The sequence below is a fragment of the Comamonas sp. FG99 genome (genome assembly GCF_057808605.1).
In genome coordinates this window covers 80,896-107,511 of the sequence record NZ_JBMDII010000001.1, presented here as the reverse complement: position 1 = coordinate 107,511, position 26,616 = coordinate 80,896, and the positions used below count along the sequence as shown (strand labels likewise).

At 69.0% G+C, this 26,616-nt stretch carries 23 protein-coding genes; 19 read left to right on the top strand and 4 right to left on the bottom strand.

The window, feature by feature from the left end:
• Positions 1-20 precede the first annotated feature (20 nt).
• The gene (locus ACODRX_RS00475) at positions 21-455 is read right to left on the bottom strand and encodes a MarR family winged helix-turn-helix transcriptional regulator (RefSeq protein ID WP_488868928.1); all 435 of its coding nucleotides are present in this window, start codon (positions 453-455) and stop codon (positions 21-23) included.
• Positions 456-607: 152 nt separating this feature from the next.
• A complete protein-coding gene (locus ACODRX_RS00470) occupies positions 608-1,597 on the bottom strand; it encodes a LysR family transcriptional regulator (protein WP_488868926.1) in 990 nt (329 codons plus the stop codon).
• A 144-nt stretch (positions 1,598-1,741) separates the two neighbouring features.
• Here ACODRX_RS00470 and ACODRX_RS00465 point away from each other — a divergent pair, with 144 nt between their 5' ends.
• The 19 genes from ACODRX_RS00465 (at position 1,742) to ACODRX_RS00375 (ending at position 21,999) form a co-directional block, all read left to right on the top strand.
• Positions 1,742-2,938: a muconate/chloromuconate family cycloisomerase gene (locus ACODRX_RS00465; protein ID WP_488868924.1), complete on the top strand. Its 1,197-nt coding sequence runs from the start codon at positions 1,742-1,744 to the stop codon at positions 2,936-2,938.
• A gap of 46 nt (positions 2,939-2,984) precedes the next feature.
• A complete protein-coding gene (gene catA / locus ACODRX_RS00460) occupies positions 2,985-3,920 on the top strand; it encodes a catechol 1,2-dioxygenase (RefSeq protein ID WP_488868922.1) in 936 nt (311 codons plus the stop codon).
• Between the two features lie 125 nt (positions 3,921-4,045).
• A complete protein-coding gene (locus ACODRX_RS00455) occupies positions 4,046-5,410 on the top strand; it encodes a Rieske 2Fe-2S domain-containing protein (protein WP_488868920.1) in 1,365 nt (454 codons plus the stop codon).
• Positions 5,407-5,910: a benzoate 1,2-dioxygenase small subunit gene (gene benB / locus ACODRX_RS00450; RefSeq protein ID WP_488868918.1), complete on the top strand. Its 504-nt coding sequence runs from the start codon at positions 5,407-5,409 to the stop codon at positions 5,908-5,910. The genes ACODRX_RS00455 and benB overlap by 4 nt, the downstream gene beginning before the upstream one ends.
• 16 nt (positions 5,911-5,926) lie before the next feature.
• A complete protein-coding gene (benC, locus tag ACODRX_RS00445) occupies positions 5,927-6,946 on the top strand; it encodes a benzoate 1,2-dioxygenase electron transfer component BenC (RefSeq protein ID WP_488868916.1) in 1,020 nt (339 codons plus the stop codon).
• A 12-nt stretch (positions 6,947-6,958) separates the two neighbouring features.
• A complete protein-coding gene (gene benD, locus ACODRX_RS00440) occupies positions 6,959-7,732 on the top strand; it encodes a benzoate diol dehydrogenase BenD (protein ID WP_488868914.1) in 774 nt (257 codons plus the stop codon).
• A gap of 30 nt (positions 7,733-7,762) precedes the next feature.
• Positions 7,763-9,121 (top strand): MFS transporter, encoded by a 1,359-nt coding sequence (locus tag ACODRX_RS00435; RefSeq protein WP_488868912.1) that lies wholly within the window; start codon positions 7,763-7,765, stop codon positions 9,119-9,121.
• Between the two features lie 33 nt (positions 9,122-9,154).
• Positions 9,155-9,433 carry a muconolactone Delta-isomerase gene (gene catC, locus ACODRX_RS00430; RefSeq protein ID WP_488868910.1) on the top strand — a complete coding sequence of 93 codons (279 nt, stop codon included), beginning with the start codon at positions 9,155-9,157 and terminating at the stop codon, positions 9,431-9,433.
• 11 nt (positions 9,434-9,444) lie between these two features.
• Positions 9,445-10,425, top strand: coding sequence for a tripartite tricarboxylate transporter substrate binding protein (locus tag ACODRX_RS00425; RefSeq protein ID WP_488868908.1), 981 nt, complete (start codon positions 9,445-9,447; stop codon positions 10,423-10,425).
• 20 nt (positions 10,426-10,445) lie between these two features.
• A complete protein-coding gene (locus ACODRX_RS00420; protein ID WP_488868906.1) occupies positions 10,446-11,792 on the top strand; it encodes an MFS transporter in 1,347 nt (448 codons plus the stop codon).
• 33 nt (positions 11,793-11,825) lie between these two features.
• Positions 11,826-13,004, top strand: coding sequence for a benzoate/H(+) symporter BenE family transporter (locus ACODRX_RS00415; RefSeq protein WP_488868904.1), 1,179 nt, complete (start codon positions 11,826-11,828; stop codon positions 13,002-13,004).
• Positions 13,001-14,254 (top strand): GTPase, encoded by a 1,254-nt coding sequence (locus ACODRX_RS00410; RefSeq protein WP_488868902.1) that lies wholly within the window; start codon positions 13,001-13,003, stop codon positions 14,252-14,254. The genes ACODRX_RS00415 and ACODRX_RS00410 overlap by 4 nt, the downstream gene beginning before the upstream one ends.
• Positions 14,251-15,804, top strand: a complete 1,554-nt coding sequence (locus ACODRX_RS00405) for a dynamin family protein (RefSeq protein ID WP_488868900.1) — start codon at positions 14,251-14,253, stop codon at positions 15,802-15,804. The genes ACODRX_RS00410 and ACODRX_RS00405 overlap by 4 nt, the downstream gene beginning before the upstream one ends.
• A 134-nt stretch (positions 15,805-15,938) precedes the next feature.
• The gene (locus tag ACODRX_RS00400) at positions 15,939-16,841 is read left to right on the top strand and encodes a type IV toxin-antitoxin system AbiEi family antitoxin domain-containing protein (RefSeq protein ID WP_488868898.1); all 903 of its coding nucleotides are present in this window, start codon (positions 15,939-15,941) and stop codon (positions 16,839-16,841) included.
• Positions 16,838-17,704, top strand: coding sequence for a nucleotidyl transferase AbiEii/AbiGii toxin family protein (locus ACODRX_RS00395; RefSeq protein WP_488868896.1), 867 nt, complete (start codon positions 16,838-16,840; stop codon positions 17,702-17,704). Before ACODRX_RS00400 ends, ACODRX_RS00395 begins: the two co-directional genes overlap by 4 nt.
• Before the next feature lie 169 nt (positions 17,705-17,873).
• Positions 17,874-19,022 carry a nucleotidyltransferase family protein gene (locus ACODRX_RS00390; protein WP_488868894.1) on the top strand — a complete coding sequence of 383 codons (1,149 nt, stop codon included), beginning with the start codon at positions 17,874-17,876 and terminating at the stop codon, positions 19,020-19,022.
• 17 nt (positions 19,023-19,039) lie between these two features.
• Positions 19,040-19,756 carry a glycosyltransferase family A protein gene (locus ACODRX_RS00385; RefSeq protein WP_488868892.1) on the top strand — a complete coding sequence of 239 codons (717 nt, stop codon included), beginning with the start codon at positions 19,040-19,042 and terminating at the stop codon, positions 19,754-19,756.
• Between the two features lie 6 nt (positions 19,757-19,762).
• A complete protein-coding gene (locus ACODRX_RS00380; protein WP_488868890.1) occupies positions 19,763-21,541 on the top strand; it encodes a glycosyltransferase family 2 protein in 1,779 nt (592 codons plus the stop codon).
• Between the two features lie 11 nt (positions 21,542-21,552).
• Positions 21,553-21,999: a PqqD family peptide modification chaperone gene (locus ACODRX_RS00375; RefSeq protein WP_488868888.1), complete on the top strand. Its 447-nt coding sequence runs from the start codon at positions 21,553-21,555 to the stop codon at positions 21,997-21,999.
• Positions 22,000-22,005: 6 nt separating this feature from the next.
• Here the strand turns inward: ACODRX_RS00375 and ACODRX_RS00370 are convergent, their stop codons facing one another.
• Together ACODRX_RS00370 and ACODRX_RS00365 are read right to left on the bottom strand one after the other, a co-directional pair.
• Positions 22,006-22,332, bottom strand: coding sequence for a YnfA family protein (locus ACODRX_RS00370; protein ID WP_488868886.1), 327 nt, complete (start codon positions 22,330-22,332; stop codon positions 22,006-22,008).
• Positions 22,329-26,609, bottom strand: a complete 4,281-nt coding sequence (locus tag ACODRX_RS00365) for a translocation/assembly module TamB domain-containing protein (protein WP_488868884.1) — start codon at positions 26,607-26,609, stop codon at positions 22,329-22,331. Before ACODRX_RS00365 ends, ACODRX_RS00370 begins: the two co-directional genes overlap by 4 nt.
• Positions 26,610-26,616 lie beyond the last annotated feature (7 nt).

The window sequence follows — 26,616 nt, the reverse complement described above, 5'->3', positions numbered from 1 at the left end:
TTCTCCGGAAGGAACGGCGGCTATTCGTCGCCCAGCGCGGTCAGGGCATCGTCGAGCAGCGCATGCAGCGCGAGCACGCGCTCCACGCCAAGGCGCTCGTTCAGCGCCAGCTGCGCCTTGCGCCAGAGCGCGCGGGCCTCGTCGCGCTTGGCGTGGCCGCTGCCGGTCAGGGTCAGCAGCCGGCTGCGGGCATCGGCGCCTTCGCCCATCTCCACCCAGCCCTCGGCGATCAGCGGCTTGAGGTTGCGCGTGAGCGTGGAGGCATCCATGCGCATGCGCGCCGCCAGGTCGACCGGCCGGATGGGGCCGTGCGCGGCAAGATTCGTCAGCAGCGAATACTGCGAGGTCTTGAGCCCGCTGCCGGCGATGTAGGCGTCGTAGTGGCGCGATACCACGCGGGTGAGCTGGCGCAGCTTGAAGTTGGTGCAGCCTTGCGGCTTGGCGGTGGCGGTCATGGCAGATTATTGTATCTGCAATCATTGTATATGCAATGATTTGATGGCGGCCATGTGGCTGCGCAACCTTGTCCGGGGCAGGGGCATGGGCCTAAGCTGGGGGCGGACCAGGCGCTGCCAAGGCTCCAGGCCCTGTCGCGCGAGCTCGATGGCTATTGACGCTCGGGCGTTTTCTTGCGGCCGCGCGGCTCGCGCGCGGTCCTGGCCTGGGGCAGGTTGGCGTTGGGAAAGAAGTTGTGGTCCACGTCCAGCCAGGCCGGATTTTCGGCATACATGTCGGCCACCAGCTGCTTGATGGCGTCTATGTACCAGGCGTTGTCGTTGAGGCGGTGGGTGAAGATGATCGGCGAGGTGGCGCGCGGATCGTCCACCAGGCGGTAGTGCAGGTCGCTGCGCAGGCGCGCGGACGCGGGTATCAGGCACAAGCCCGACTCGGCGGCCACCAGGCCCAGCGCGGTCTGGATCTCGCGCACCTCGTGCACCTCGGCGGGCCGGATGCCCTGGTCGCTCAGCAGGCCCAGCACATGGTCGGCAAAGCTCGGGCGCGGCTCCTTCGGGTAGACGATGAGCTTGTGGCCCTGAAGCGCCTTGAGGCCGATGCGGCTGGTCTCGGCGGCCAGCGGTGAGCTCGGCGGCATGGCCAGCACCAGCCGCTCCTCGCGCAGCACGGTGCGCGCCACCGTCGAGTCGTTGCTGCGTATGCGGCCGAAACCCACGTCGATGCGACCTGACTTCAGCGCCACGAACTGCTGCATCGAGGTGAGCTCGACCAGCTGGATATCCACGTCCGGGTAGTGCTGGCGCAGCTTGCGCACCAGCATGGGCAGGCCGCCGTACAGCGTCGAGGCGACGAAGCCTATGGACAGGGTCTGGCGCTGGTTCAGGCCGATCTGGCGGGTGGCGGTCTTGAGCTGGTCGACGCGGTTGATGATCTGCAGCGCCTGCTCGTAGAACATGCGCCCTGCCTCGGTCAGCCGCAGCGGCCGGCTGTTGCGCAGGATGAGCTGCACGCCCAGCTCGTCTTCGAGCAGCTGGATCTGGCGGCTGAGCGGCGGCTGGGCAATGTGCAGCTGTTCGGACGCCCGTGTGAAGTTGCGTGCGTTGGCCACCGCGACAAAGTACTTGAGCTGTCGGATATCCATCAGGGAAAACCATAGCTTAATGGGATTGACGGATTGTAGCTTATTGATTTTTATGGATTTGATTCTGCTTCATATCTTTAAGGTATTGAATCAGACCAATTTGGTGTTGGATAGACCGGGGGCTGTCGTTGTTCAATCCACTCCATGGAACACACGCAACGCATTCAATCCTGCACAGCCACGGCGCTCGTCGAGCGGGTGGAGACCTTTTTGCTGGATCTGCCGACCATCCGGCCGCACCAGCTGTCGATGGCGACGATGAACGGCCAGACCCTGATGCTGGTGCGCCTGTACTGCTCCGACGGCACGGTGGGCGTGGGCGAGGCCACGACGATCGGCGGCCTGGCTTACGGCGCGGAATCGCCCGAGGGCATGAAGCTGGCGATCGATACCTATTTCGCGCCGCTGCTGCTCGGCGCCGACGCCAGCCAGGTGCCGGCCCTCATGGCCAGGCTTCACCGTGCCATCCACGACAACCGCTTCGCCAAGTGCGCGGTGGAGACCGCGCTGTTCGATGCGCTGGGCCAGCGCTGCGGCCTGCCGCTGTCGCAGCTGCTGGGCGGCCGGGTGCGCGACAGCCTGCCGGTGGCATGGACGCTGGCCTCGGGAGATACTGCCAAGGACATCGACGAGGCCGAGCGCATGCTGGCGCAGCGCCGCCACAACATCTTCAAGCTCAAGATCGGCCGCCGCGCCGTGGCCGCCGACGTGGCCCACGTCGCCGCCATCAAGAAAGCGCTGGGCGAGCGCGGCGCGGTGCGGGTCGATGTGAACATGGCCTGGAGCGAGCTGCAGGCGCAGCGCGGCCTGGCCGGCCTGGTCGATGCCGGCTGCGAGCTGGTCGAGCAGCCGGTGGCCTCGGCCGATGCGCTGGCGCGGCTGAAGGGGCGTTTCCCGATCGCGGTGATGGCCGACGAATCGCTGACCGGCCCGGCCTCGGCCTTTGCGTTGGCGCGCGTGGCGGGCGCCGATGTGTTCGCGGTCAAGACCGAGCAGTCCGGCGGGCTGCAGGCCGCGCAGCAGGTGGCGGCGATCGCCGACGCCGCCGGCATCGAACTCTATGGCGGCACCATGCTGGAAGGCGCGGTGGGCACGGTCGCCGCGGCCCATGCCTTTGCCACCTTCCGCCAGCTGCAGTGGGGCACCGAGCTCTTCGGCCCCCTGCTGCTGACCGAGGAGATCCTGGCCCAGCCGCTGCAGTACCGGGATTTCCAGCTCGCGGTGCCGACGGCGCCCGGCCTGGGCATCACGCTGGACGAGGACCGCGTCCAGTTCTTCCGCCGCGACAAGCAGCGGGGCGCCGCGGTGGCGGCGGCCAGCCCCGCGATGGCTTCCCACTGATCCGCCCCACTTCACCCATTTCCACCCACGATCGAAGGAGACTGCAATGACAGCCAAGATTTTCAACACCGCCGAAGTACAAGACTTCCTGCGCCTGGCCAGCGGCCTGGACCAGGGCGGCGGCAACCCGCGCACCAAGCAGATCGTGCACCGCATCCTGTCGGATCTGTTCAAGACCATCGAAGACCTGGAAATCACCTCCGACGAATACTGGGCCGGCGTTGCCTACCTGAACCGGCTCGGTGCCAGCAGCGAGGCGGGCCTGCTGTCGCCCGGCCTGGGCTTCGACCGCTTTCTCGACATGCGCATGGATGCGCAGGACCGGGCGCTGGGCGTCGAGAACGGCACGCCGCGCACCATCGAAGGCCCGCTGTACGTTGCCGGCGCGCCGGTGGCCCAGGGCTATGTGCGCCTGGACGACGGCAGCGACAAGGAAGGCCAGACCCTGATCATGCACGGCACGGTGCGCGGCGCGGACGGCCAGCCGCTGGCCGGCGCCCAGGTCGAGGTCTGGCATGCCAACACCAAGGGCTTTTATTCGCACTTCGACCCCACCGGCGAGCAAAAGCCGTTCAACATGCGCCGCACCATCATCACCGATGCGCAGGGCCGCTACAAGTTCCAGAGCATCGTGCCCAAGGGCTATGGCTGCCCGCCGGACGGCCCCACGCAAGGCCTGCTCAACCAGCTGGGCCGTCACGGCAACCGCCCGGCCCACATCCACTTCTTCGTCACGGCCGACGGCCACCGCAAGCTGACCACGCAGATCAACATCGATGGCGATCCGCTGGTGTATGACGACTTCGCCTACGCCACCCGCGAAGGGCTGGTGCCGCCGCTGGTCGAGCACAGCGATGCGGCCAGCATCGAGGCCAACGGCCTGAGCGGGCCGTTCGCCGAGATCGTGTTCGACATCGCGCTCAGCGCCCTGGTCAATGGCGTCGACAACCAGATCGTCAACCGCCCGCGCCTGGCGGCCTGACGCCTGACGGCCGCGCCGCCCGGCACGAGCTGCCAGGTGCACCGCGGCTCCTGCCCTTCCGATTTACCCCCTGCCGCACCGCGACCGGCGTTGCGGGGGAGAGCTGCACCCCAAGGAGACCCACCATGAACACGACTGCCTCTGCCGACAGGTTCGGCGACGTCGAGAAGTTGCTGGAAACAGCCTTGCAAGACGACAAGGAAAGCGGCGTTTTCCGCTGCCGCCGCGACATCTTCACCAACCCCGAGCTGTTCGAGCTGGAGATGAAGTACCTCTTCGAGTCGAACTGGGTCTATCTGGCGCACGAGAGCCAGATTCCGCACAACAACGACTACTACACCACCTCGATCGGCCGCCAGCCCATCATCATCACCCGCGACAAGCAGGGCGAGCTGCATGCGGTGATCAACGCCTGTGCCCACAAGGGGGCCATGCTGTGCCGCCGCAAGCACGGCAACAAGGGCAGCTTCACCTGCCCGTTCCACGGCTGGACCTTCAACAACAGCGGCAAGCTGCTCAAGGTCAAGGACGAGAAGACCACCGAATACCCGGTCTCCTTCAACCAGAACGGCTCGCACGATTTGACCCGGGTGGCGCGCTTCCAGAGCTACCGCGGCTTCCTGTTCGGCAGCCTCAACGCCGATGTGCAGCCGCTGGAGGAGTACCTCGGCGAGACCCGGGTCATCATCGACCAGATCGTGGACCAGGCACCGGGCGGCCTGGAGGTGCTGCGCGGCAACTCCAGCTACATCTACGACGGCAACTGGAAGATGCAGATGGAAAACGGCTGCGACGGCTACCACGTCAGCTCCGTGCACTGGAACTATGCGGCCACCATGGGCCGCCGCCACGCCGAGGGCACCAAGGCCACCGATGCCAACAACTGGAGCAAATCGGTGGCCGGCGTCTACGGCTTCGAGAACGGCCACATCCTGCTGTGGACCACGACGCTGAACCCCGAGGTGCGCCCGATCTGGAACCAGCGCGAGCAGCTCGCCGAGCGCGTGGGGCAGGATCGCGCCGACATCATCGTCAGCCAGACGCGCAACCTGTGCCTCTATCCCAATGTGTTCCTGATGGACCAGTTCGGCACCCAGATCCGCGTGGCCCGGCCGCTGAGCGTGAACCAGACCGAGATCAGCATCTTCTGCTTCGGCCCCAAGGGCGAGAGCGCCGAGGACCGCGCCATCCGCATCCGCCAGTACGAGGACTTCTTCAACGTCTCGGGCATGGGCACGGCGGACGACCTGGAGGAGTTCCGCGCCTGCCAGGCAGGCTATGCCGGCAGCGCGGTGCGCTGGAACGACATGAGCCGCGGCGCGCCGCTGTGGATCGAGGGCCCCGACCAGAACGCCAGAAGAATGGGCATGAAGCCCTTGCTCAGCGGCGAGCGCAGCGAGGACGAGGGCCTGTTCGTGTGCCAGCACGACTACTGGGCCAAGACGATGCGCAAGGCCGTGCAACAGGAACGCGAAGGAGCCCAGCCATGAGCGCCACCGATACCCGCGCCGACCATGGCGCGATCTGCGCCTTCCTCCACCGCGAGGCACGCCATCTGGATGACCGCGAGTGGGAGCCCTGGCTTGCGCTGTATGCCCCCGACGCCGAATACTGGATGCCGGCCTGGGACGACGACGACCAGCTCACCGAAGACCCGCAGAGCGAAATCTCGCTGATCTACTACCCGAGCCGCAACGGCCTGGAAGACCGGGTCTTCCGCATCAAGACCGAGCGCTCCAGCGCCTCGATGCCCGAGCCGCGCACCAACCACATGATCACCAACGTGGAGGTGCTGGCCGAGAGTGGCGATGCGGTGGACGTGCGCTACAACTTCCACACGCTGAGCCACCGCTACAAGCAGACCGACCACTTTTTCGGCACGGTCTTCGCAACGCTGCGCAAGGTGGACGGGGGCTTCCTGATCGCGCGCAAGAAGATCGTTCTCAAGAACGACTACATCCGCCAGGTGGTCGATGTCTATCACATCTGACGCCAAGGAGATCACCATGACCAGCTATCGCATAGCCCTGAACTTCGAGGACGGGGTCACCCGCTTCGTGGACTGCGGCGCCACCGAGAAGGTGCTCGATGCCGCGTTCCGCAACCGCATCAACCTGCCCATGGACTGCTCCGACGGCGTCTGCGGCACCTGCAAGTGCAAGGCCGAAAGCGGCGCCTACGACCTGGGCGACGACTACATCGAGGACGCTCTGACCGAGGACGAGGCCGGGCAGGGCCTGGTGCTGACCTGCCAGATGGTGCCCAAGTCAGACTGCGTGATCGCGGTGCCCGTGCCTTCGACGGCCTGCAAGACCGGCACCGCCCAGTTCGGCGCCACGGTCGCCGAGGTGGTGCCGTTCAGCGACGCCGCCTATGAGCTGGTGCTCGACGTCGCGCAGGATGCGCCGGCCTTCCTGCCGGGGCAGTACGTCAACATCACGGTGCCGGGCAGCGGCCAGCACCGCTCCTACTCGTTCAGCTCGGCGCCGGGCGAGCGCCGCATGAGCTTTCTCATCAAGCAGGTGCCCGGCGGCCTGATGAGCTCCTGGCTCCAGGGCGCTGGCGCCGGGCAGCAGCTGCAGATGACGGGGCCGCTGGGCAGCTTCTACCTGCGGGCGGTGGCCCGGCCGCTGCTGCTGCTGGCCGGCGGCACGGGCCTCGCGCCCTTTCTGTCCATGCTGGAGGTACTGGCGCGCCAGGGCACTGCGCAGCCGGTGCACATGATCTACGGCGCGACGCGCGACCAGGACCTGGTGCTGGTCGAGCGCCTGCAGGAGTATGCGCGGCGCATCCCGGGCTTCACCTTCACCACCTGCGTGGCCGACCCGCAGACCGCGCACGAGCGCCAGGGCTACGTCACCAACCACATGCCCGCGCAGGCGCTGCATGGCGGCAATGTGGACGTGTACCTGTGCGGCCCGCCGCCCATGGTGGAGGCGGTGCAAAAGCACTTCAAGTCCGAGGGCATGGCGCCCGCAAGCTTCCACTACGAGAAGTTCACCCCCAACCAGGCCGTGGCGGCCTAGGCGGAGCGCAGCATGAGGCAAAGATTCGCAGGCCAGGTCGTCGTCGTCACCGGCGCGGCCCAGGGCATTGGCCGTGGCGTGGCGCAGGGCATCGCCGCCGAGGGCGGCAAGGTGGTGCTGGTCGACCGTGCGGACTTCGTCGCCGAGGTGGCGGCGGAGCTTGGCGGGGCCGGCGCGGCGGGATTCGTGGCCGACCTCGAAACCTACGAGGGCGCCCGGGCCGCGATGGCGTTTGCCGCGCAGGCCTTCGGCGGCATCGACATCCTGGTCAACGGGGTTGGCGGCGCGATCCGCATGCGGCCGTTCGCCGAGTTCGAGCCGCAGCAGATCGACGCCGAGATCCGCCGCTCGCTGATGCCCACGCTGTATGCCTGCCATGCGGTGCTGCCGCACCTGCTGGCGCGCGGCGGCGGCACCATCGTCAATGTGTCGTCGAACGCCACGCGCGGCATCCACCGGGTGCCGTACTCGGCGGCCAAGGGCGGCGTCAATGCGCTGACCCAGTCGCTGGCGATGGAGTATGCCCAGCACAACATCCGCGTCGCCGCGACCGCGCCGGGCGGCACCGCTGCGCCGCCGCGCCGCATTCCGCGCAATGCCGCCGGCGACACCGAACAGGAAAAGGCCTGGATGGGCGAGGCGGTCAGGCAGGTCACCGAATCCACCTTCTTCAAGCGCTACGGCAGCCTCGACGAACAAGTGGCGCCGATCCTGTTCCTGGCCTCGCGCGAGGCGAGCTACATCACCGGCACCGTGCTGCCGGTGGCAGGCGGCGACCTCGGCTGAACGCGCCGCGATCCACCCAAGGAGACAAGCATGAAAACACTGGAAATCAATCAGATCATCGACAACGCCCGCTTCACCCGCTTTCACTGGATGGTGACCTGCCTGTGCGCACTGCTGCTGGTGTTCGACGGCTATGACCTCTTCATCTACGGCGCGGTGCTGCCGGTGCTGATGAAGGAGTGGAGCCTCACGCCGGTGCAGGCGGGCGCGCTCGGCAGCTATGCGCTGTTCGGCATGATGTTCGGCGCCTTCGTGTTCGGCCCGCTGGCGGACCGCATCGGCCGCAAGAAGGGCGTGGCCATCAGCTTCGTGCTGTTTAGCCTGGCCACCTTCATGAGCGGCTTTGCCGGCTCGCCGGCCGAGTTCGGCATCTTCCGCTTCATCGCCGGCCTGGGCTGCGGCGGCCTGATGCCCAACGCGGTGGCGCTGATGAACGAGTATGCGCCGAGGCGGGCCCGCAGCACCCTGGTGGCGCTGATGTTCAGCGGCTACTCGCTGGGCGGCGTGCTGTGCGCGGGCCTGGGCATCTACATGCTGCCGCGCTTTGGCTGGCAGTCCATGTTCTTCGCCGCGGCGGTGCCGCTGGTGCTGCTGCCGCTCATCCTGTGGAAGCTGCCGGAGTCGGTGGGCTTCCTGCTGCGCCAGGGCAAGGAGACCCAGGCCCGCGAGATGCTGCGCAGGGTGGCTCCGGCCATGGCGCTGCCGGCGGATGCACGCCTGGTGCAGTCCGACGCCAAGGGCGCGGGCGTGCCGATGCTGGAGCTGTTCAAGCAGGGGCGCAGCATGGGCACCTTCATGATCTGGCTGTCCTTCTTCTGCTGCCTGCTGATGGTGTACGCGCTGGGCTCGTGGCTGCCCAAGCTGATGGCCAACGCCGGCTACAGCCTGGGCTCCAGCCTGTCGTTTCTGCTGATGCTGAACTTCGGCGGCGTGGTCGGCGCGATTGCCGGCGGCTGGCTGGGCGACCGCTTCAGCCTGCCCAAGGTGGTGGTGGCCTTCTTCGCGCTGGGCACGGTGTCGATCGCGCTGCTGGGCTTCAACAGCCCGATGCCGGTGCTGTACCTGCTGATTGCGGTGGCCGGTGCCACCACCATCGGCACGCAGATCCTGCTGTATGCCAACACGGCGCAGTTCTACCCGCTGTCCATGCGCTCGACCGGCCTGGGCTGGGCTTCCGGCGTCGGCCGCACGGGCGCCATCGTCGGCCCGCTGCTGGGCGGATCGCTGATGGCCGCAGCCCTGCCGCTGAAGATGAATTTCCTGATATTCGCGGCGCCAGGCCTGGTGGCGGCGCTGGCGATGGGCTGCTTCATTCTGTGGCACCGCCGCGGCACCCCCGCCAGCGCCACCGAGGCAGCCCTTGCCATGACCAGTGCCTCCGCGCGCTGATACCGCAGCCGTTTTCATACCGAAAGGAACACCATGCTGTACCTGGTGCACATGATCGTCGACATCCCATCCACCGTGCCGCCCGAAGAGGCCGCGCGCATCAAGGAGCAGGAGAAAGCCTACTCGCAGGCGCTGCAGCGCTCGGGCCAATGGCCGCACCTGTGGCGCGTGGTGGGCGAATACGCCAACTACAGCGTGTTCGACGTGCAGAGCAACGACGAGCTGCACGACACCCTCAGCCGGCTGCCCCTGTTCCCGTTCATGAAGATCACGGTGACGCCGCTGGCCAGGCACCCTTCTTCCATCCTCTAGGAGCGCGCGAGATGAAGCTGAAGCGACGCACCCTCGCCCTGCTGGCCGCGGCCTGCGCGCTGCCCGGCACGGCCCTGGCGCAACCCGGCGCGCACTGGCCGGGCAGGCCCGTCAAATGGGTGGTGCCTTTTCCGCCGGGCGGCGCCATGGACGCGATTGCCCGCACGCTGGGCGACCAGGCGGCGCGGCAGCTGGGCCAGCCGTTCGTGATCGAGAACCGGCCGGGCGCCGGCGGCAACATCGGCGCCGACTATGTGGCCAAGCAGCCGGCCGACGGCTACACCATCATGATCACCTCCATCGGCATGGCGACCAACAAGGCGCTGTACGCCAAGCTGAGCTACGACCCGGTGAAGGACTTCGCGCCCATCAGCTTGCTGGCCGTGGTGCCCAATGTGCTGGTGGTGAACGCGGCGCGCAGCGCCGACAAGTCGGTGCAGGACGTGCTGGCCCACGCCCGGCGCAATCCGGGCAAGCTGACCTACGCGTCCGCGGGCAACGGCACCTCGATCCACCTGGCCGGCGAAATGTTCGCCTCGCTGGCCGGGCTCGATCTCGTGCATGTGCCCTACAAGGGCAGCGGCCCGGCGATCACCGACATGCTGGGCGGGCAGGTGGACCTGATGTTCGACAGCATCACCTCTGCCCGCCCGCACATCCAGTCGGGCAAGCTGCGCGCGCTGGGCGTGACCACCGCCACGCGCTCGCCGGCATTGCCGGGCGTGCCCACGATCGCCGAGGCCGGCGTGCCGGGCTACGAGGTCTCGCCCTGGTTTGCGGTGTTCGCGCCGGCGGGCACGCCGGCCGAGGTGGTGGCCAGGCTCAACCAGGCGCTGCGCGCGGCCATGCAGCAGCCCGAGACCCTCAAGAAGCTCGAAGCGCTGGGCGCCGAGCCGATCGGCTCCACGCCGCAGGAGCTGGCCGCGCACCTGGCCCGGGAGATGGACCGTTGGGGCAGATTGATCAAGGAACGCAACATCCGCATGGACTGATGGTGCATGGAGACTACCCGATGAATTCTGCTTCCCAATGGGCGATTCCCTCGCTGATCGACAACGAGCGCCTGGGCGCCTTCCAGTGGAGGGTGCTGGCGCTGTGCTTCGCCATCGCGCTGTTCGACGGCTTTGACACGCAGGCCATCGCCTTCACCGGCCCGGCCATTCTTGCCGCATTCGGCTTGCCCGCAGGTGCGTTGGCGCCCATCCTGACGGCCGGTATCGTGGGCATGACCATCGGCGCCATGACGCTGGGCATGGTGGGCGACCGCATTGGCCGCCGCCCCACCATCATGCTGAGCCTGGCGATCTTTGGCTGTGCGACGCTGGCCACGGCTTGGTCCAGCGACACCCGCCACATCCTGGTGCTGCGCTTCATTGCCGGGCTGGGCATGGGCGGCTGCACGCCGGTGCTGCTGGCGCTGGCTGCCGAATATGGGCCCGCCCGCTACCGGGGCACGATCATGACCGGCGTGCTGCTGGGGCTGCCTGCCGGCGCGATGCTGGGCGGCCTGCTGGCGGCGCGCATGCTGCCGCTGATCGGATGGGAGGGCATCTTCATCGTCGGCGGTGCCGCGCCGCTGGCGATGCTGCTGGTCATTGCGCTGCTCTTGCCCGAGTCGCTGTATTTCCGCGCGACGCGCGGCGATGCCGCGGGGCAGCGCTACATCGCGCAGGTGCTGTCCAAGATCGTCAGGCGGCCGCTGCCTGCGGATGTGCGCTTCACCGTGCCGGAATCCGCGGCGGCCCGGGCCAGCGTGCGCGCGCTGTTCAGCGCTGGCAACGCCGGCAAGACCCTGGCGATCTGGGCGATCTACCTGCTCAACTGGGTGGCCTGGTTCATGCTGCTGTCGTGGCTGCCGACGGTGCTCAAGGCGGCAGGCCTGCCCGCGGCGGATGCGCCGCTGGGCACGGTGATCGTCAATGCGGTGTTCATCGTCTGCGCGGTGCCGCTGTCGTTCCTGCTGCCGCGTGTCGACACCCGCCGCCTGCTGGCCGCGATGTTCGCCATCGGCATTGCGGTGGCGCTGGGCCTGGGCTTTGCCGGGCAGAACTGGGCCGTGGTGTTCGTGCTGGTGGGGGTGGCCGGCTTTGGCGTCGGCGGCCAGCAGATCGCGCTGAACTACCTGATCGTCGGCGCCTACCCGACGGCGCTGCGCGCCACCGCGACGGGCTGGTCCATAGGCATGGGGCGCGCGGGTGCCATACTCGGCTCGGCCATCGGCGGCAGCTTTCTCGCCTGGGGCGGGCCGAAGGGCTTCTTCCTGGCGCTGGCCGTGCCGCTGATCGGCGCGGGCATCGCGGTGCTGAGCCTCAAGCTCAGCCGCCCCGATGCCGGTGCCGCGGTGCCGGCGCCGCACTGAGTTCAAGGGATTCGCACCGCAAGGAGAGGAACGATGTTCAAGAATGGGTCCATCACCGCCTGGGTGGCCGGCTTTCTGGCGGTGCTGATCTCCTATGCGGGGCCGCTGGTCATCTTCATCCAGGCGGCACAGGCCGGCCATGTATCGAACGCGGAGCTGACTTCATGGATATGGGGCATCTCGATGGGCGCGGGCGTGAGCGGCCTGCTGCTGAGCTGGTGGCTCAGGCAGCCGATCATCACCGCCTGGTCCGCGCCGGGCACCGCGCTGCTGCTCAGCCTGCTGCCCCACATCTCCATGCCCGAGGTGGTGGGAGCCTACCTGAGCGCGGCGGCGATCGTGATCCTCATCGGCGTCACCGGCTGCTTCGAGAAGATCGTCGACTTCATACCCAAGGGCATTGCCGCGGGCATGATGGCCGGCATCCTGTTCCAGTTCGGCGTGCAGGCCTTCCGAGTCAGCAGCGATGCGCCCGGCATGGTGTTCGCCATGCTCGCGGCCTATCTGCTCGGCAAGCGGCTGTGGCCGCGCTATGCCATCGTGCTGGTGGCCCTGACCGGCTTCGCGGTGGCATTCGCGCTGGGCAAGACCCACCTGCAGGCGCTGGGCCTGGCGCTGGCCAGGCCGGTGTTCGTCGCGCCGCATTTCGATATCGGCGTCTTCCTCAGCTTCACCGTGCCGCTGGTGCTGGTGAGCCTGACCGGGCAGTACCTGCCCGGCATGGCGGTGCTGCAGCTGGCCGGCTACCGCACGCCGTCGCGGGCGGTAGTCACCGGCACCGGGCTGGCTTCGCTGCTCACCGCGTGCTTCGGCGGCATCACCATCGTGCTGGCGGCCATCACGGCCGCGCTGTGCACCGGCAAGGATGCGCACCCCGACCCCGGCAGGCGCTATGTCGCCGGCATCGCCAACGGTGTCTTCTACCTGGTGGGCGGCACGTTCGCCGGCACCATCGTGCAGCTGTTCAGCGCCTTCCCGCCCGCGCTGATCGCGGCGCTGGCCGGGCTGGCGCTGATCGGCGCCATCGTCTCCAACATCCGGCTGCTGGCGCAGGAGGGCGCGTATGCCGAGCCCTCGGTCATCACCTTTTTGGCGACCGCCTCGGGCATGACGCTGTTCGGGCTGGGCGCGGCATTCTGGGGCGTGGTGTTCGGCATGGCCTCGTACTGGCTGTTCGGCCGCCCGGCGCAGGAATCATGGAGAAAGCAATGAAGGATTTCGACCTTGCCGCCAGTGCGCTGCTGGCGGTGTTGCCGGCGCGCGCGCAGGAGCTGGCGCGCCTGCGCAGCATGGCGCAGCAGGGGCCGCGGCCCACGGTGACGGTCATCGGCAAATACAACCATGGCAAGAGCCGGCTGCTCAACGAGCTGGTCGGCAGCGATGCGTTCGCGGTGGCCGACCGGCGCGAAACCGTGCTCCTGGCCGAGCATGTGCAGCCGCAGGTGCGCTGGCTGGACGCGCCGGGGCTGGATGCCGACGTGGGCCAGGCGGACGACGGCCATGCGCACCGCGCCGCCTGGGAGCAGGCCGACATCCGCTTGTTCGTGCATGCGGCGAAGGAGGGCGAGCTCGATGCCGCCGAGCGTGCCCTGCTGCAGCGCCTGCATGCGGACCGCGAGCGCACGCGGCGCCAGACGCTGTTCGTGCTGACGCAGGTGGACCAGCTGGCCGACGATGCGCACCTGGAGCAGGTGGCGCGGGCCATCCGGGCCCAGGCGCCGGGCCTGGGGCTGCACCCGGTATCGGCCACCCGCCACCGGCAGGGCATGGAAGGCGGCAAGCAGCTGTTGGTGAAAAAAAGCGGCATGCCGGCCCTGCAGGCGGCGCTGCACGGCGCAATGCAGCAGGTGCCGCAGGCGCGCGCGCACGAGGCCGCGCTGCTGCTGGGCGAGATCCGCGCCGAGCTGCAGCGCCTGCAGGCCGAGGCGGCGGCGCTGCTGCAGCAACTGCACTGCCTGCAACAGCGCCAGCGCCAGGATTTCGAGCAGGGCCTCGCAGCCGTGCTGGGCAAGGTGCAGGACGATCTGCAGCCGGTGCTGGAGGTCTCGGGCACCGACCAGGCCCTGGTGCCGGACTCGTTCGATAACATGTTCAAGCTCACCGCCGGCAAGATGGAGCGTGCGCGCATACAGATCGCCTACTCGCGTGCCTGCATAGCCATCAACGGTCACCTGGTGCGGCATGGCGTGGTGGGGCTGCCGCCCGCGCAGCAGACCTCGGTGCGCAGCCTGGATACGGTGATGGTGGCGGTCATGGGCGTGTCGGTCAAATACCGCGACGACCTGCGCAGCATGTTCTGCGAGCCCGCCGGGCGCCAGCGGCTGCAGCAGGCATTTGCGCACTACTTCGAGCTGTCCGAAGACCGTAGGGCATTAGCCGGGCAGATCGGCGAGGCCGAGGCCGCCGCCGCGGCAGCCGCGCGGGCGCTGGCGGCACTGCGCACGCTGGAGCAGCTGCGATGAGCAGCGCGGCCGGCAACGAGCGGCGGTTCATGGCCGCGGTCGACGGCTTCGGCTTTGCCGCCCGCGACCTGGAGCCGGTGCTGGGCCAGCTGGATGCCTGGCTTGCCAGCCTGGCTCGGGAGCTGGCTGCCTGCAGCCTGGAGGCCGCCGGGCTGCAGCAGGGTAGCGAGCTGGCGCAGCAGGCGCTGGCCATCAATGCGGGGGTGCGGATGGACGTGCAGGGCTGGAGCGCGCAGCGGGCCGGGCTGGCGCCGGCGCAGTCGCTGGCCGCGGCCTTCGAAGACCAGGCCATGCTGCTGGTGTTCGGCAAGTTCAATGCGGGCAAGAGTTCGCTGTGCAACTTCTTGGCCGGGCGCTTTCGGCAGCAGGGCCGGCCGCTGCAGTACTTCCACCTGGAGGGCGGGCAGGTGCGGGAGGCTCCCGAGGCTTTGCACGAAGGCGCGACCGAGACCACCGCCCGCCTGCAGGGCGTGAGCCTGGGCGGCAGGCTGGTGCTGCTGGACACCCCCGGCCTGCATTCGGCGAGCGCCGCCAATGCCGCGCTGACCCAGCGTTTTCTCGACAGCGCCGATGCGGTGCTGTGGCTGACCAGCTCCACCTCGCCCGGGCAGGTGCAGGAGCTTGACGAGCTGGCGCGCGAGCTGCGCCGCAACAAGCCCTTGCTGCCCGTCGTGACGCGCAGCGACTGCATCGAGGAAGACGAGGTCGATGGCGAGATCGTCAAGCTGCTGCGCAACAAGACCGCTGCCAACCGCGCCTTGCAGGAGGCCGACGTGCAGGAGCGCGCGGCGGACAAGCTGCGCTCGCTGGGCGTGCCGGCGGGCCTGTTGAAGGCGCCGGTGTCCGTCTCGGTGCGCATGGCCCAGGCGGCGGGGCAGGGCAGCGCGGCCATGGCCGATGCCGGCTTCGAGCGCCTGTACGGCGCGCTGCTGGAGCTGGCCGCGCCGGCGCTGGCCTACAAGCAGCGCAAGCCCGCCGAAATGCTGCTGCACCACCTGGAGGAGCGCGTGCTCGGCCGCCTGCAGGCCCAGACCTTGCCTGCGCTGGCGGCCCTGCGGCGAGCGCTGCAGATGGAAGGCGGGCAGCTGGCGCAGCGGCAAACGCGCATCGTGCAGGCGGCATGGCGCAGCGTGGTCGCCGAATTGCCGCAATGGCTGGAGCAATATGCGCCGGCGCAGGATGCCGAGGCGGTCTGCACCATGGCCGCGCGCGCGGCGGATGCCGCCTTCGCTTGGCAGCTGCGGCAGCAGCTGGGCGGCTATGGCCTGCCGCCAGCCGCGCCGATGCACATTGCGCCGGGCGAAGGCATGGCCTACGAACCCGTCGCGGCCGGCGCCGCGGCAACGGTGCTGGCCGTGGGCTACGAGCGGCTGCATGCCGCGCTGGCCGTCGCGCTGCAGGCCCAGCTGCAGGAGCGGGCCGCCCAGGCGCTGGATGCCTGCGCCGCGATCCTGCGCGCGCTCGATGCCGGGGCCGAGCGCCTGCAGGGCGTCATTCGCTTGCATGGGGAGCGGCTGCAGGGCATCAAGCGGGGATTGCAGGCCGAATAACAGAGGGCCTGGCTGACGGCGACGAGACTGGGGTTTGTGCGAGACCTTGGCAGCGGAATAGTCACTTGCTACACTATGCGTCCTTAGGACGCATAGTGTAGCAAGTGAGAGATAAGACGATATCGCATGAGGCTTTGAATGCCTTGGCCAGGCCTATCCAGGAACGATTGGGCGCATGGGAGCGGCCGGTTGTCACGGCCTACGAACTGGGTGTATTGGCTGCGACCCAGGCGGCAAGAGCAGGCGCGCCGATTTCACTGCCTGTCTATCAAGAAATGGTGCGTTTGCTATCTTCATTCGGGCTCATTTCACCCGCCAAGGATTTCAAGCCTGGCACGGTTTTCCATCTGTTTGGACGGAACAAGCCCTCGCCCATGGAGGTGGCCTGCGCGGTTGATCCGTTCGCCTATGCAAGCCATCTGAGTGCCATGGAATACCATGGCATTACCGACCGTTTCTCGAAAATCCTGTACTTGTCCACTCCGCCCGAGCAGCAATGGAGGGCGCAGGCGGCGGTGCGCATGGACAAGGACCTGGGCAAGCTCCAGGAAGCCTACCTCGCGGCCAAGCTGCCGGTATTGAGGTTCCAGAAATTCGAGCGCATTGAAAGTGTGCTGGTCGAGTTGATGCGCCGGTCGCATCGGGGGGCCTTCAAGGCCGTCAGGTCTCCAGCCATTCGTGTCGCCCTGGTGGGGCGGACTTTCTTGGACATGCTGCGCGATTCGCAGTGGTGCGGTGGAATGCAGCATGTCGTGGACTCCTATAGAACATATGCGGCCAGGTACGTGCGGCTCATCATTGAAGAGGTCGACAGGCACGGAACGTCGATGGAGCGGGCGCGGGCGGGTTATCTGCTGGACGAGGTATGTGGCCTTTCGGATCCGCGCATGGATGCATGGGCATCCACGGTGCAGCGGGGCGGCTCCCGCAAGCTGGACCCGCAGGAGGAATATGCGCCGTTCTTCTCCGCGAGGTGGGCGCTGTCGGTCAATGTCCCATCGCTGTATGCGCCGCGCACTGATTCGGAGGATCCATGATCGAGGTGGAAATCGAGGCCTGGGTTGCGCAGGCCCCGCCGGGGCAGCAAGGCTTCAGAGAGGCGGTGCATACCATTCTGGACAGCATCGGCCATTCCAAAAATCTGAGTGTCAAGATGGTGATGAAGGGCGGGCTGCTGCTGGCCATACGCTACGACAGCTCCCGCTACACCCGCGACCTGGATTTTTCTACCGGCGACAGCTATACCGCGGAAAGTGCCGGCATGCTGTTGGCAGAGCTGCGCGCAGGGCTGGTGGCGGCCGAGGACCGGCTGCCCTACGGAACCGCATGCCGCTTGCAGTCCCATAGGGTCGAGCCGAAAGGAGAGAACAGGACCCACCATAACCTGGCGTTGAAGATCGGATTCGCGAACCGGGGCAATTCTGCGGCGATGGCGCGCTTGGCGGCGGGGGCCTCTGCGCAGGTGGTCGACATCGACTACAGCTTCAATGAAGCCGTTTTCGATGTGGAGGTACTGGCGCTGGATGGCGGCGCGACCATCCTCTCCTATACGCTCAACAATGTGCTGGCCGAGAAGATGCGTTCGCTGCTTCAGCAGCCCGTTCGCAGAAGGAATCGGCGGCAGGATGTCTATGACATCTGGTTGTTGCTGGAGTCGGGGCCGGAGCTCACGGCCGCTGAGCTCGCCAAGATGCATGCAATCCTGGTGGCGTCATGCGGATCCAGGGGGATAGCCCCCGCCATCGCCTCGATGGAAGCCGAAGCGGTGGTATCCATGGCGCGCAAAGGCTATGGCCTGCTGGCGGCGGATGTGGATGGCGGGTTGCCGCCGTTCGATGAAGCCATGGGGCGCGTCGTGGCGCTGTACCGATCGCTGCCTTGGCCCGGCCCAAATAGCTAAAGCGCCCCTGTCGCCGGCATCCTCTTTATCTTGCGCAGACGTCTCCTCCAAGGAGTAGAATTTTTTACATTTCCCATTGCGGCCGCCCCGAGGTTTCTCCCATGCTCCATCCCGCGCTCTTGCGGCAACCAAGAGCAAACCCTCTGTAGCGGCAAACACCATTGCATTCATGCCAGCCGCGCAGATCACCCCCGTTCAGCTCAGCCTGCTCCAGGCCTGCCTGGCACCAGGCGACGGGATCGAGCCGCACTGGCGCGCCTGGCGCGGGCAGGCCGAGCTGGATAGCCTCGACGAGGCTTCCAATCGCTTGCTGCCGTTGCTGTACCGGCGCCTGGAGGCGGCGGGCCTCAACGATCCCGACATGGCGCGGCTGCGCGGCATCTACCGCTACCACTGGTGCCGCAACCAGCTGCTGCTGGCCGAGCTGCGCCGATTGCTGGCGGCGCTGCGGGAGCTGGGCGTCGAGGTGCTGCTGCTCAAGGGCGCGGCGCTGATCCAGCGGCACTACCGCGACCCGGGCATCCGGCCGATGAGCGATCTCGACATCATGGTCCGGCCCGAGGACATGGAGACGGTGTTCAGGCTGTTGCACGAGCGCGGCTGGCAACCCAAGGTCCAGGCCGAGCTGGAGCAGATGCGCACGCGCCGGCTGATTCACGCGGTCGATTTCCGGCGCGACTGGAATGGCCGCGTGCTCGAAATCGATGTGCACTGGACGCCATTGCACCGCTCGACCTGGCCGGGCGCGGAAAAGGCATTCTGGGCGCGCTCGCTGGCCACCAGCGTGGACGGCATCGCCTGCCGCATCCTGGAGCCGACCGACCAGCTGCTGCACACCTGCCTGCATGGCGGCGCCTGGAATGTGATGCCGCCGCTGCGCTGGGTCGCCGATGCCTGCCATATCCTGCGCGACGACGCCGCGGCCATCGATTGGGAGCGCCTGGTCGCCGACGCGCACCGCCACCACGGCTTTCTCATGCTGCGCGAGGCCCTGCTCTGCCTGCACGAGGTATTTGCCGCGCCGCTGCCGCCAGCACTGGTGCGCCAGCTGCTGGCGGCCCGGCCCAGCCGTGCGGAGCGTCTGGAGCATGGCCTGCAGACGCGCCAGATCGCGGCCGCCCGGATCGATCAGCTACTGCTGCTCGAATGGTTCAATCATTCGCGCGCCTACCAGCGCACCGGGCTGCTGGCCCGGCTGGCCGACTTCCCGGCCTACCTCAAGCTGAGCTGGAAGCTCGAGCACTGGCACCAGGTGCCCGGCTTCGTCGTCCGCCGGCTGGCCGCAAGGCTGGGCGACAAGGCCCATCGATTCCGCTGACGCCCAAGGACGCGCCCATGCCCAGCCCGCCGCTCGTCAGCGTCGTCGTCACCTGCTACAACCGCCAGGCCTATCTTGCCCAGGCGCTCGACAGCATCCTCGCGCAGGGTTGCAGCGACTGCGAGATCGTGCTGGTGGACGACGGCTCCACCGACGCTTCGGCGCGCATCGCGGCCGAATACGCCGAGCGCCACGGCGACCGCCTGCGCTACCACCATCAGGCCAACCAGGGCGCGGCCGCGGCCAAGAACACCGGCGTGCGGCTCGCCGCCGGGCGCTACCTTGCCTTTCTCGATTCCGACGATCTGTGGACGCCCGACAAGCTGCAGGCCCAATTGGGCGACGCCGCCAGCCGGCCGGATATCCGCATCCGCTATGCCCACGGCCGCCAGTTCATCAGCCCGGAGCTGGAGCCGGAGCAGCGCGCGCGCCTGCATTGCCCCGCGCAGGCCATGCCGGCGCCGATCAGCGGCACGCTGCTGCTCGAGCGGGCGGATTTCCTGCGCATCGGCTACTTCCGCAGCGAGCTGCGGGTCGGCATCGATGTCGAGTGGCACCTGCGCGCGCGCGCATCCGGCCTGGCCATGGACACCTTGGCGCAGGTGCTGCTGCTGCGCCGCATCCATCCCGGCAATTCCGGGTTCACCGAACAAGACAAGCGCAGGCAGCATGCCGGTATCCTCAAGGAACACCTGGACCGGATGCGCGCCCGCAGCCCCCAGCGCAAGCCATGAACGACCATGACTGATTTCTACGACGATGAAAACCTGCAGCAGGCCTTTGCCGAAGCCATGGCGGCGAGCTATGCCGCTGCCGCCGAGCGCCATGAGGAACGCATCGGCCTGCTGCTGGCCGGTATCGCGATCGAGCTGCGCTTCGCCAGCCCGGCGCTGCGTGCGGCTTTGCTGCCGGCGCTGCGCCACCTGCCGCCCATTGCCACCGGCCAGGCGCCGGCGCTGAGCATTTGCGCCTGGGACCGCGCCGGCAGCGGCATTGCTGCGCCGCCGCCGCCGTTCGACAAGAAGCGCATCACCGACCGCGGCGACATCTGGGGCTTCGTGAGCCGGCGCTACCGGCTGGCCTTCCACTACGGCGAGTACTCCGTGAGCCTGTTCGACCGCGAGCGCGGGCAAGGCCTCTTCTGGGTGGACGACGCCGCCCAGCTGCCTTACTGGAGCGCCGCCGCGCCGCTGCGCACGCTGCTGCACTGGTGCATGCAGGCCAGCGGGCGCCAGCTGCTGCATGCCGCCGCGGTGGGCACTGCACACGGTGGCCTGCTGCTGACCGGCCGGGGCGGCCTGGGCAAGTCTTCGACCGCGCTGGCGGGCCTGCTCAGCGGCATGGACTTTGCCGGCGACGACTATGTGGTGGTGGCGCTGCAGCCGCAGCCCCGGGTCTATCCGCTGTACAGCTCGGCCAAGCTCAACCGCGACCAGATCGAGCGCTTTGCGGCGCTGGCCGCGCAGCTGCGCAACCCGGGCGGCGCCGCTGGCGAGAAGGCCGTCTTCGAGCTGCTGCCGGCCTACCGGGCGCAGATTCCCGATGGCGGCATGCCGATCCGCGCCATCCTGGTGCCGGGCGTGGCCGACCAGCTCGAATCGGCGATCGACGCCGATATCGGGCTGGATGCGGTGCGCCACGCCGCCGCCTTTTCCACGCTCGAGCAGCTGCCCTATGCGGGCAGGTACACCCATGGCTTCATCGACGAGCTGACCCGGCGGGTGCCGGCCTATCGCCTGCGCCTGGGCCGCGACCGGGCGGCGCTGGCGGCGAGCCTGCAGCGCTTCCTGGCCAGCCCGGCGCTGCCCGCCGGCGCGCGCGCCCACGAGCCGGCCGCCGACTGGCCGCTGGTCAGCGTGGTGGTGCCGGCCTACAACCGCGAACGCATGCTGCCGCAGACCCTTGCCAACATCCGTGCCCAGGGCTATCCGCGGCTGGAGATCATCGTCGTCGACGACGGCTCCACCGACCGCAGCGCCGAGGTGGCGCGGGCCCAGCCCGATGTGCGCCTGTTCGAGCAGCCCAATGGCGGCCCGGCGCAGGCCCGCAACCGTGCCATCATCAATGCGCGCGGCGAGTTCGTCGCCTGCCTGGACAGCGACGACCTGTGGCCCGACGGCATGCTGGTGCACTTGGTGGACGCGCTGCGCCGCGATCCGCAGGCCGATGTGGCGCAAGGCTGGCCGCAGCTGGCCCGGCTCGACGGCAGCGGTGCCGGCGAGGGCGAGTTCGAGGGCAATCCGCTCGAAGGCTTTCCGCACTACATCACCGGCAGCGTGTTCCGCCGCTCGGTGTTCGAGCGGGTCGGGCTGTTCGATCCGGAACTGCGTTTCGGCGAGGACACCGACTGGTTCAACCGCGCGCGCGAGCACGGCGCCAGGCTGCTGCGCCTGGACTGCGTCTCGGTGATCGTGCGCCGCCACGGCGGCAACATGACCTATGGCAAGAACCTGGTGCAGCTCAATGTGCTGCGCGTCGCCAAGAAGGTGCTGGACCGCCGCCGCGCCGCCGCAAGATGAGGAATCCACCCATGCCTTTCAGCCTGCTCAAACTGCCGCACAACGACATCGTGTTCGAGAACTACGAAGACGAAATGGTTCTGCTCAACCTGCCCGAGGGCGTTTACTTCACGCTCGACCGCACCGGCGCCGACTGCCTGCTGTGGCTGCTCAGCGCGCCGAGCGCAGCAGTGGCGCTGGCGGCGATCCGCGCCCGCCATGCCGGCGAAGCCGGCGAGATCGAGGCTGGCCTGGCCCAGCTGGCCGAGCTGCTCGGCAGCGCCGGCCTGGTGCTTGCGCGCGCCGATGGCGAGCCGGGCCTGGAGCTGGAAATCGCAGCGGCCCAGCCGGGCGCGCGCTATGCACCGCCCCGGCTCGAACGCTACGACGATATCGAGGACATCCTCAAGTTCGACCCGGTGCACGAAGTCACCGAAACCGGCTGGCCCCATGTGCGCGGCGATGCCGGGCGGGACTGAGCGAGCCTACGCCGCCGCGCGCGGCCCGAACGCGATCAGGCCCATGCCCAGCAGGCACACGGCCACGCCGGCCACGTCCCAGGCCGTGGGGCGCACGCCGTCGACCAGCCACAGCCAGGCCAGCGCCACGCTCACATAGACGCCGCCATAGGCCGCATAGACGCGGCCGGTGGCATCGGGGTGCAGGCTGAGCAGCCAGACGAAGGCCGCCAGGCTGGCCGCCGCGGGCAGCAGCAGCCAGGCGCCGCCGCCCTGGCGCAGCCACAGCCAGGGCAGGTAGCAGCCCAGGATCTCGGCCACCGCCGTGGCCAGGTAGAGCGCAAAGGTCTTCATCGCACGCCGCCCTTTGCCGTGTCTGCCGTGTCCGCCGTGGCCGGGGGCGGTGTCTTGCCGTCGCGGCGGATGGTGTAGATCAGGTCGAGCGCGCCGGCGGCGCCGGTCGAGCCGCGCAGCTGCAGGTTGCGCGAGAAGTCGTAGAAGATGTAGAGCGTGCCGAGCGCGCCGGCGAGGCTGTGCTCGTAGGTCACGTACAAATCCTTGGACAGGCGCTTGCCGAACGACAGTGCCGAGCTCGAGGCATCGCCGCCGTCGTTCTTGAAGCCGATCTCGTCCAGCCCCAGGCTGCTGGCGATGTTGCCGCTGAGGCCGCCGCCCGAGTTGCCGCCGCCCAGCAGCGCCAGCGCCGCCTGCTGCGCCAGCGCGGCCTCGGCGCCGCCGGCGGCCGGATCGCGGCCCATCACCACCCACGAAAGTTTTTCCGCATCGGGCATGTCGGGGTCGGAGTACAGGTTCACCCGCGGCGACTGGGCCGAGCCGGTGACCTGCACACCCGCGCGCACCGAGATGTTGGGGCGTATCGCGGTGATGTCGAGCGAGGGGTTGTCGTACGGGCCGTTGAAGCGGATGCGGCCGGTCTCCACGTCCAGCACCTGGCTCCAGGCGCGGTAGCGGCCCTCTTCGGTGCGGATTTCGCCGGTGATGCGGGGCATGCTGTTGCCCCGCGCGCCGTTTTGCACCTGCAGCTTGCCGCGCAGCCGCGTGGTGATGCCGTAGCCCTGCAGCGCGAAGTCGCGGCCCAGGTCGAGCCCGATGTTCAGCAGCATGGGCTTGGCGGTGGTGACGGCAGGCGCGTCCCCGGGCTCCTTGGCCTTCGGGTCCGGCTCCGGCTTGCCTTCGGGCGGGCGGCGCTTGGACGAGTGCACCACCACGTCGCTGCCCAGCTTGGGCGAGGACATGTCGGCCAGGATGATGGTGGCACGGTCCACCGCCAGGTTGCCGTTCAGGCTGAGCTGGCCTTGCGCCAGCTGCGTGCGCACCTCGCCCGAGATGCTCACCTGCCGGTCGGCGCGCACCAGCACCTGCAGCGCCTTGGCCTGGGCGCGGATGTCCATGCTGGCGCCCGACTGGCCGCCTTCACCGCTTCGGGCTTGCTCCCAGCGGATGGTGCCGCTGGCATCCAGGCTGCCGCCGTCGGTGGGGGCCGGAGTCAGGTTGCCGCTGTAGCCGGGCACGCGGGCCCGGCTGCCCTTGCCGCCATCGAAATGCAGCGACTGCAGCTGCAGCTCGGGGCCGCGCAGCAGGGCGCGCAGCTTGCCGTTGCGCAGATCCACGCCGTCGAGCTGCGACTGGATGGCCATGTCGTCGGCGCTGATGCTGCCGCTCCAGTCGGGCTGCGCCACGGTGCCGCCCAGCGTGGCGTCGGCGCCCAGCCGGCCGCGCACGCGCCAGCCCGGCGGCGCAAAGCTGGCCCAGATGCCGAGGTCGGGCATGTTGGCCTGCAGCGTGCCCGTCAGCGGCGAGCTGCCGGGCAGCAGGGCGCCGCTGATCTCGCCGCGCCAAGGCGCGAGCCGGGTGCGCACGCTGGCGCGGGCGTTGCCGGCGTTGGCGCTGTCCCACTGCAGGTCGGCCTGCAGCTGCTGCTGGTCGATCGCGATGTCGAGCTGCATGGTGCGTATGCCGGCCACGATCTGCCGCGACTGCTGCGCCAAGGCCGCGGCAATGCGTCCGGGCTGGCCGTCGGGCGAATGCACCGTGATGTTGTCCGGCGGCGGCGTGCCGGCGCGCAGCTGCAGGTCGCCGCTCTGGCGCGAAACATGCACCCGGGCGCGCAGGCTGTCGGTGGCCTGGATGTCCCAGTCGCCCTGCAGCACCAGGTCGGAGTCGAGCGGATCGACCGCCTGCGGATCGGGCTTGCCCGCCGCCGGCTGGCTGAAGGCCTTGGCCCAGCGCAGCGGCAGGCCGCTGATCTTGCCGCTGCTTTGCAGGCGCAGGCTCTGGCCGCGCAGCGCCAGGCTGAGCGGCTGCCATTCGATGCCGGTGGCGCCGGGCTGGGGGCCGCTGACTTGCAGGCGGCCGGCCGAGGTGCTGAGCTGCAGCTCGCCCGGCGCGCCCTTCGATGCCGCATGGGGCAGGCGCAGCGTGAAATCCAGCGGCTGGGCCAGCGCCGCCTGCCAGTTCTGCGCCTTGGCGCCGGGCGCCGGCGGCAGCGCGGCATTGGCCTGCAGCTGGCTGATGCGGCCCTTCCATTGCGCCGGCTTGTCCAGCGCCGCCTGCATGCGCAGCGCGCCTTCGAAGCGCTGCTCGCCATGGCTGGCCTGGGCCTTGGCTTCGGCCTGCAGGTCGGAGATGCGCCCCTGCACCGAGACCGTGCTGTCGCGCAGCTGCCAGATGTCCTGCGGCGCCAGCTGCAGCTGCAGGCGCGGGGTCTGTAGCTGCGCGTCGAGGCGGAAAGGCTTGGCCTGCGCGGCCCCGGTGGGCTCCGCAATCGCCAGCAGGCCCGCCTGGCGCAGCTGGCGCAGGGCGTCGGCATAGCCGCCGCTCCACTGCAGCTGCGCGTTGAGCGAGCCCTGGGCGGCCAGGTCCTTGGGAAAGGTGCCGGCCTGGATGAAGGGCAGGCCGCGCGCCCACTGCAGCAGCTGCTCGGCGCTGGCGATGCCCAGCTGCAGCTGGCCCTTGCCGTCGCGCGCGCCGGCCTGCGCATTCGCGCTGAGCTGCGCGCCGGGCAGGCGGGCCTCGAGCTGGCCCTGGCCTTCCAGTGCCTGGGTGTCCAAGCGCAGCGCCTTGGCCGAGACCTGCGCGCGCAGCGCATCGAGCTGCAGCTGCTGCAGCTCGATGGCCGGCGCCTGCCACTGGCCCTGGGCCAGCAGGCGGTTGATGGCCAGGGCGCCGACACTCGTACTTTTGCCGGGCGCTCCCGCAATGTCCACATCGAAGCGGATGGCCTCGCCTTGCATCGCGGCGCTGGCGCTGCCCGACAGCGGGTTGCTTTCAAAGCGCGAGTCGATCAGCGCCGGGCGCAGCTGGTGCAGCTCGGCGCGGGCATCGAGCTGCCGGCTGTCGAGCTGGTAGCGGCCCTGCGCCTGCAGCCGGCCCTGGCCCAGCTCCAGCGTGGCGCCGGGCAGCAGCGTCAGCCGCTGGCCCTGCCACAGCGCGGTGGCGTTCAGGCGGTCGAGCGGCAGGCGCTGCCGGTCCCAGGGGCCGGCCTGGGCGTTGTGCAGCTGCACCTGCAGCGCCCAGGGGCCGGAGGCGGCCAGTGCGGCGAGCGCGCCCTGCGGCGCTGCTTCGCCGGTATCTCCGGCATCGCCGGCCGCTGCTGGCCGGGGCGCGAGCTGGTCGGCCTGCGCGATGAGTTCGGCGCTGGCCTGGTCGAAGCGCAGCTGCCCGTCGAGCAAGGTGGTGGGCAGCTGGGGCGCGAAGGCGGCGAGGTTGATGGCCTGCAGATCCGCGCTGGCCGGGCCCAGCGGCCAGGGGCGCCAGGGGTAGAGCACCGCGTCGAGCTGCGCCTGGGTTGGCTTGGCGCCGGCTGCGGCGGTGTCCGTGGGGCGGGCCTGCAGGCTGGCCTTGAGCTCGGCATCGGCGCCGGCGAGCGTGCCGCTGAGCTGGGCCTGCGCCTGCAGCGACGCGGCCTTGGAATGCTCGGTGGCCGGCACCTGCACGTCGCCTTGCAGCTGTGCCTGCAGCGCCATGGGCGCGGCCGCCTGCAACGCGGCCGTGCCGCGGTAGTCGCTGCCGGCAAAGCCCAGGTGGTCGAGCTGCAGCTGGTGCTGGCCCTGCTGGTAGAGGTAGGTGCCGCGGATGTCGGACAGCGTCAGCGGCTGCTCCGCGCCCGGGCTGGCCCAGTTGAATTCGCCGATCTCGAAGGGCAGCCGCAGCACGGCCAGCGGCAGCGCCAGCTGCTGCAGCGGCTCGCCGGGCGGCTCGTCGCTGGGGCGGCCGCTGGGCGTGGCGGTGATGCGGGCGATGCGCAGCGGCGCGAAGCGCAGCTCGCGCTGCAGCACCCGGCCCAGGTCCCAGCCCAGGTGGGCGTCGGCCACTTCCACCGCCATCGCGGGGCTGCTCCACTGCAGCTGGCCGATGTGCCCGCCCTGGCGCAGGCTGCCGCTTGCGTCGCTGAACTGCAGCTGCTGGCCGGCCGGCAGGTGGCGGGCGGCCAGCTGCAGCGTGCGCGGCAGCGAGTCGGGCTGGCCGCTCCACCACCAGGCGCCGCCCAGCAGGGCGGCGAGCGCCAGCAGCAGCAATAGCAAAAGGTAGAGCCCTAGGCGCAGGATGGAGACGCGCCTGCGGGGCTTGGCTTGGGGGGTATTCGTGGGCTGCTGTTGCTGTGCTTCCATGCCTTGC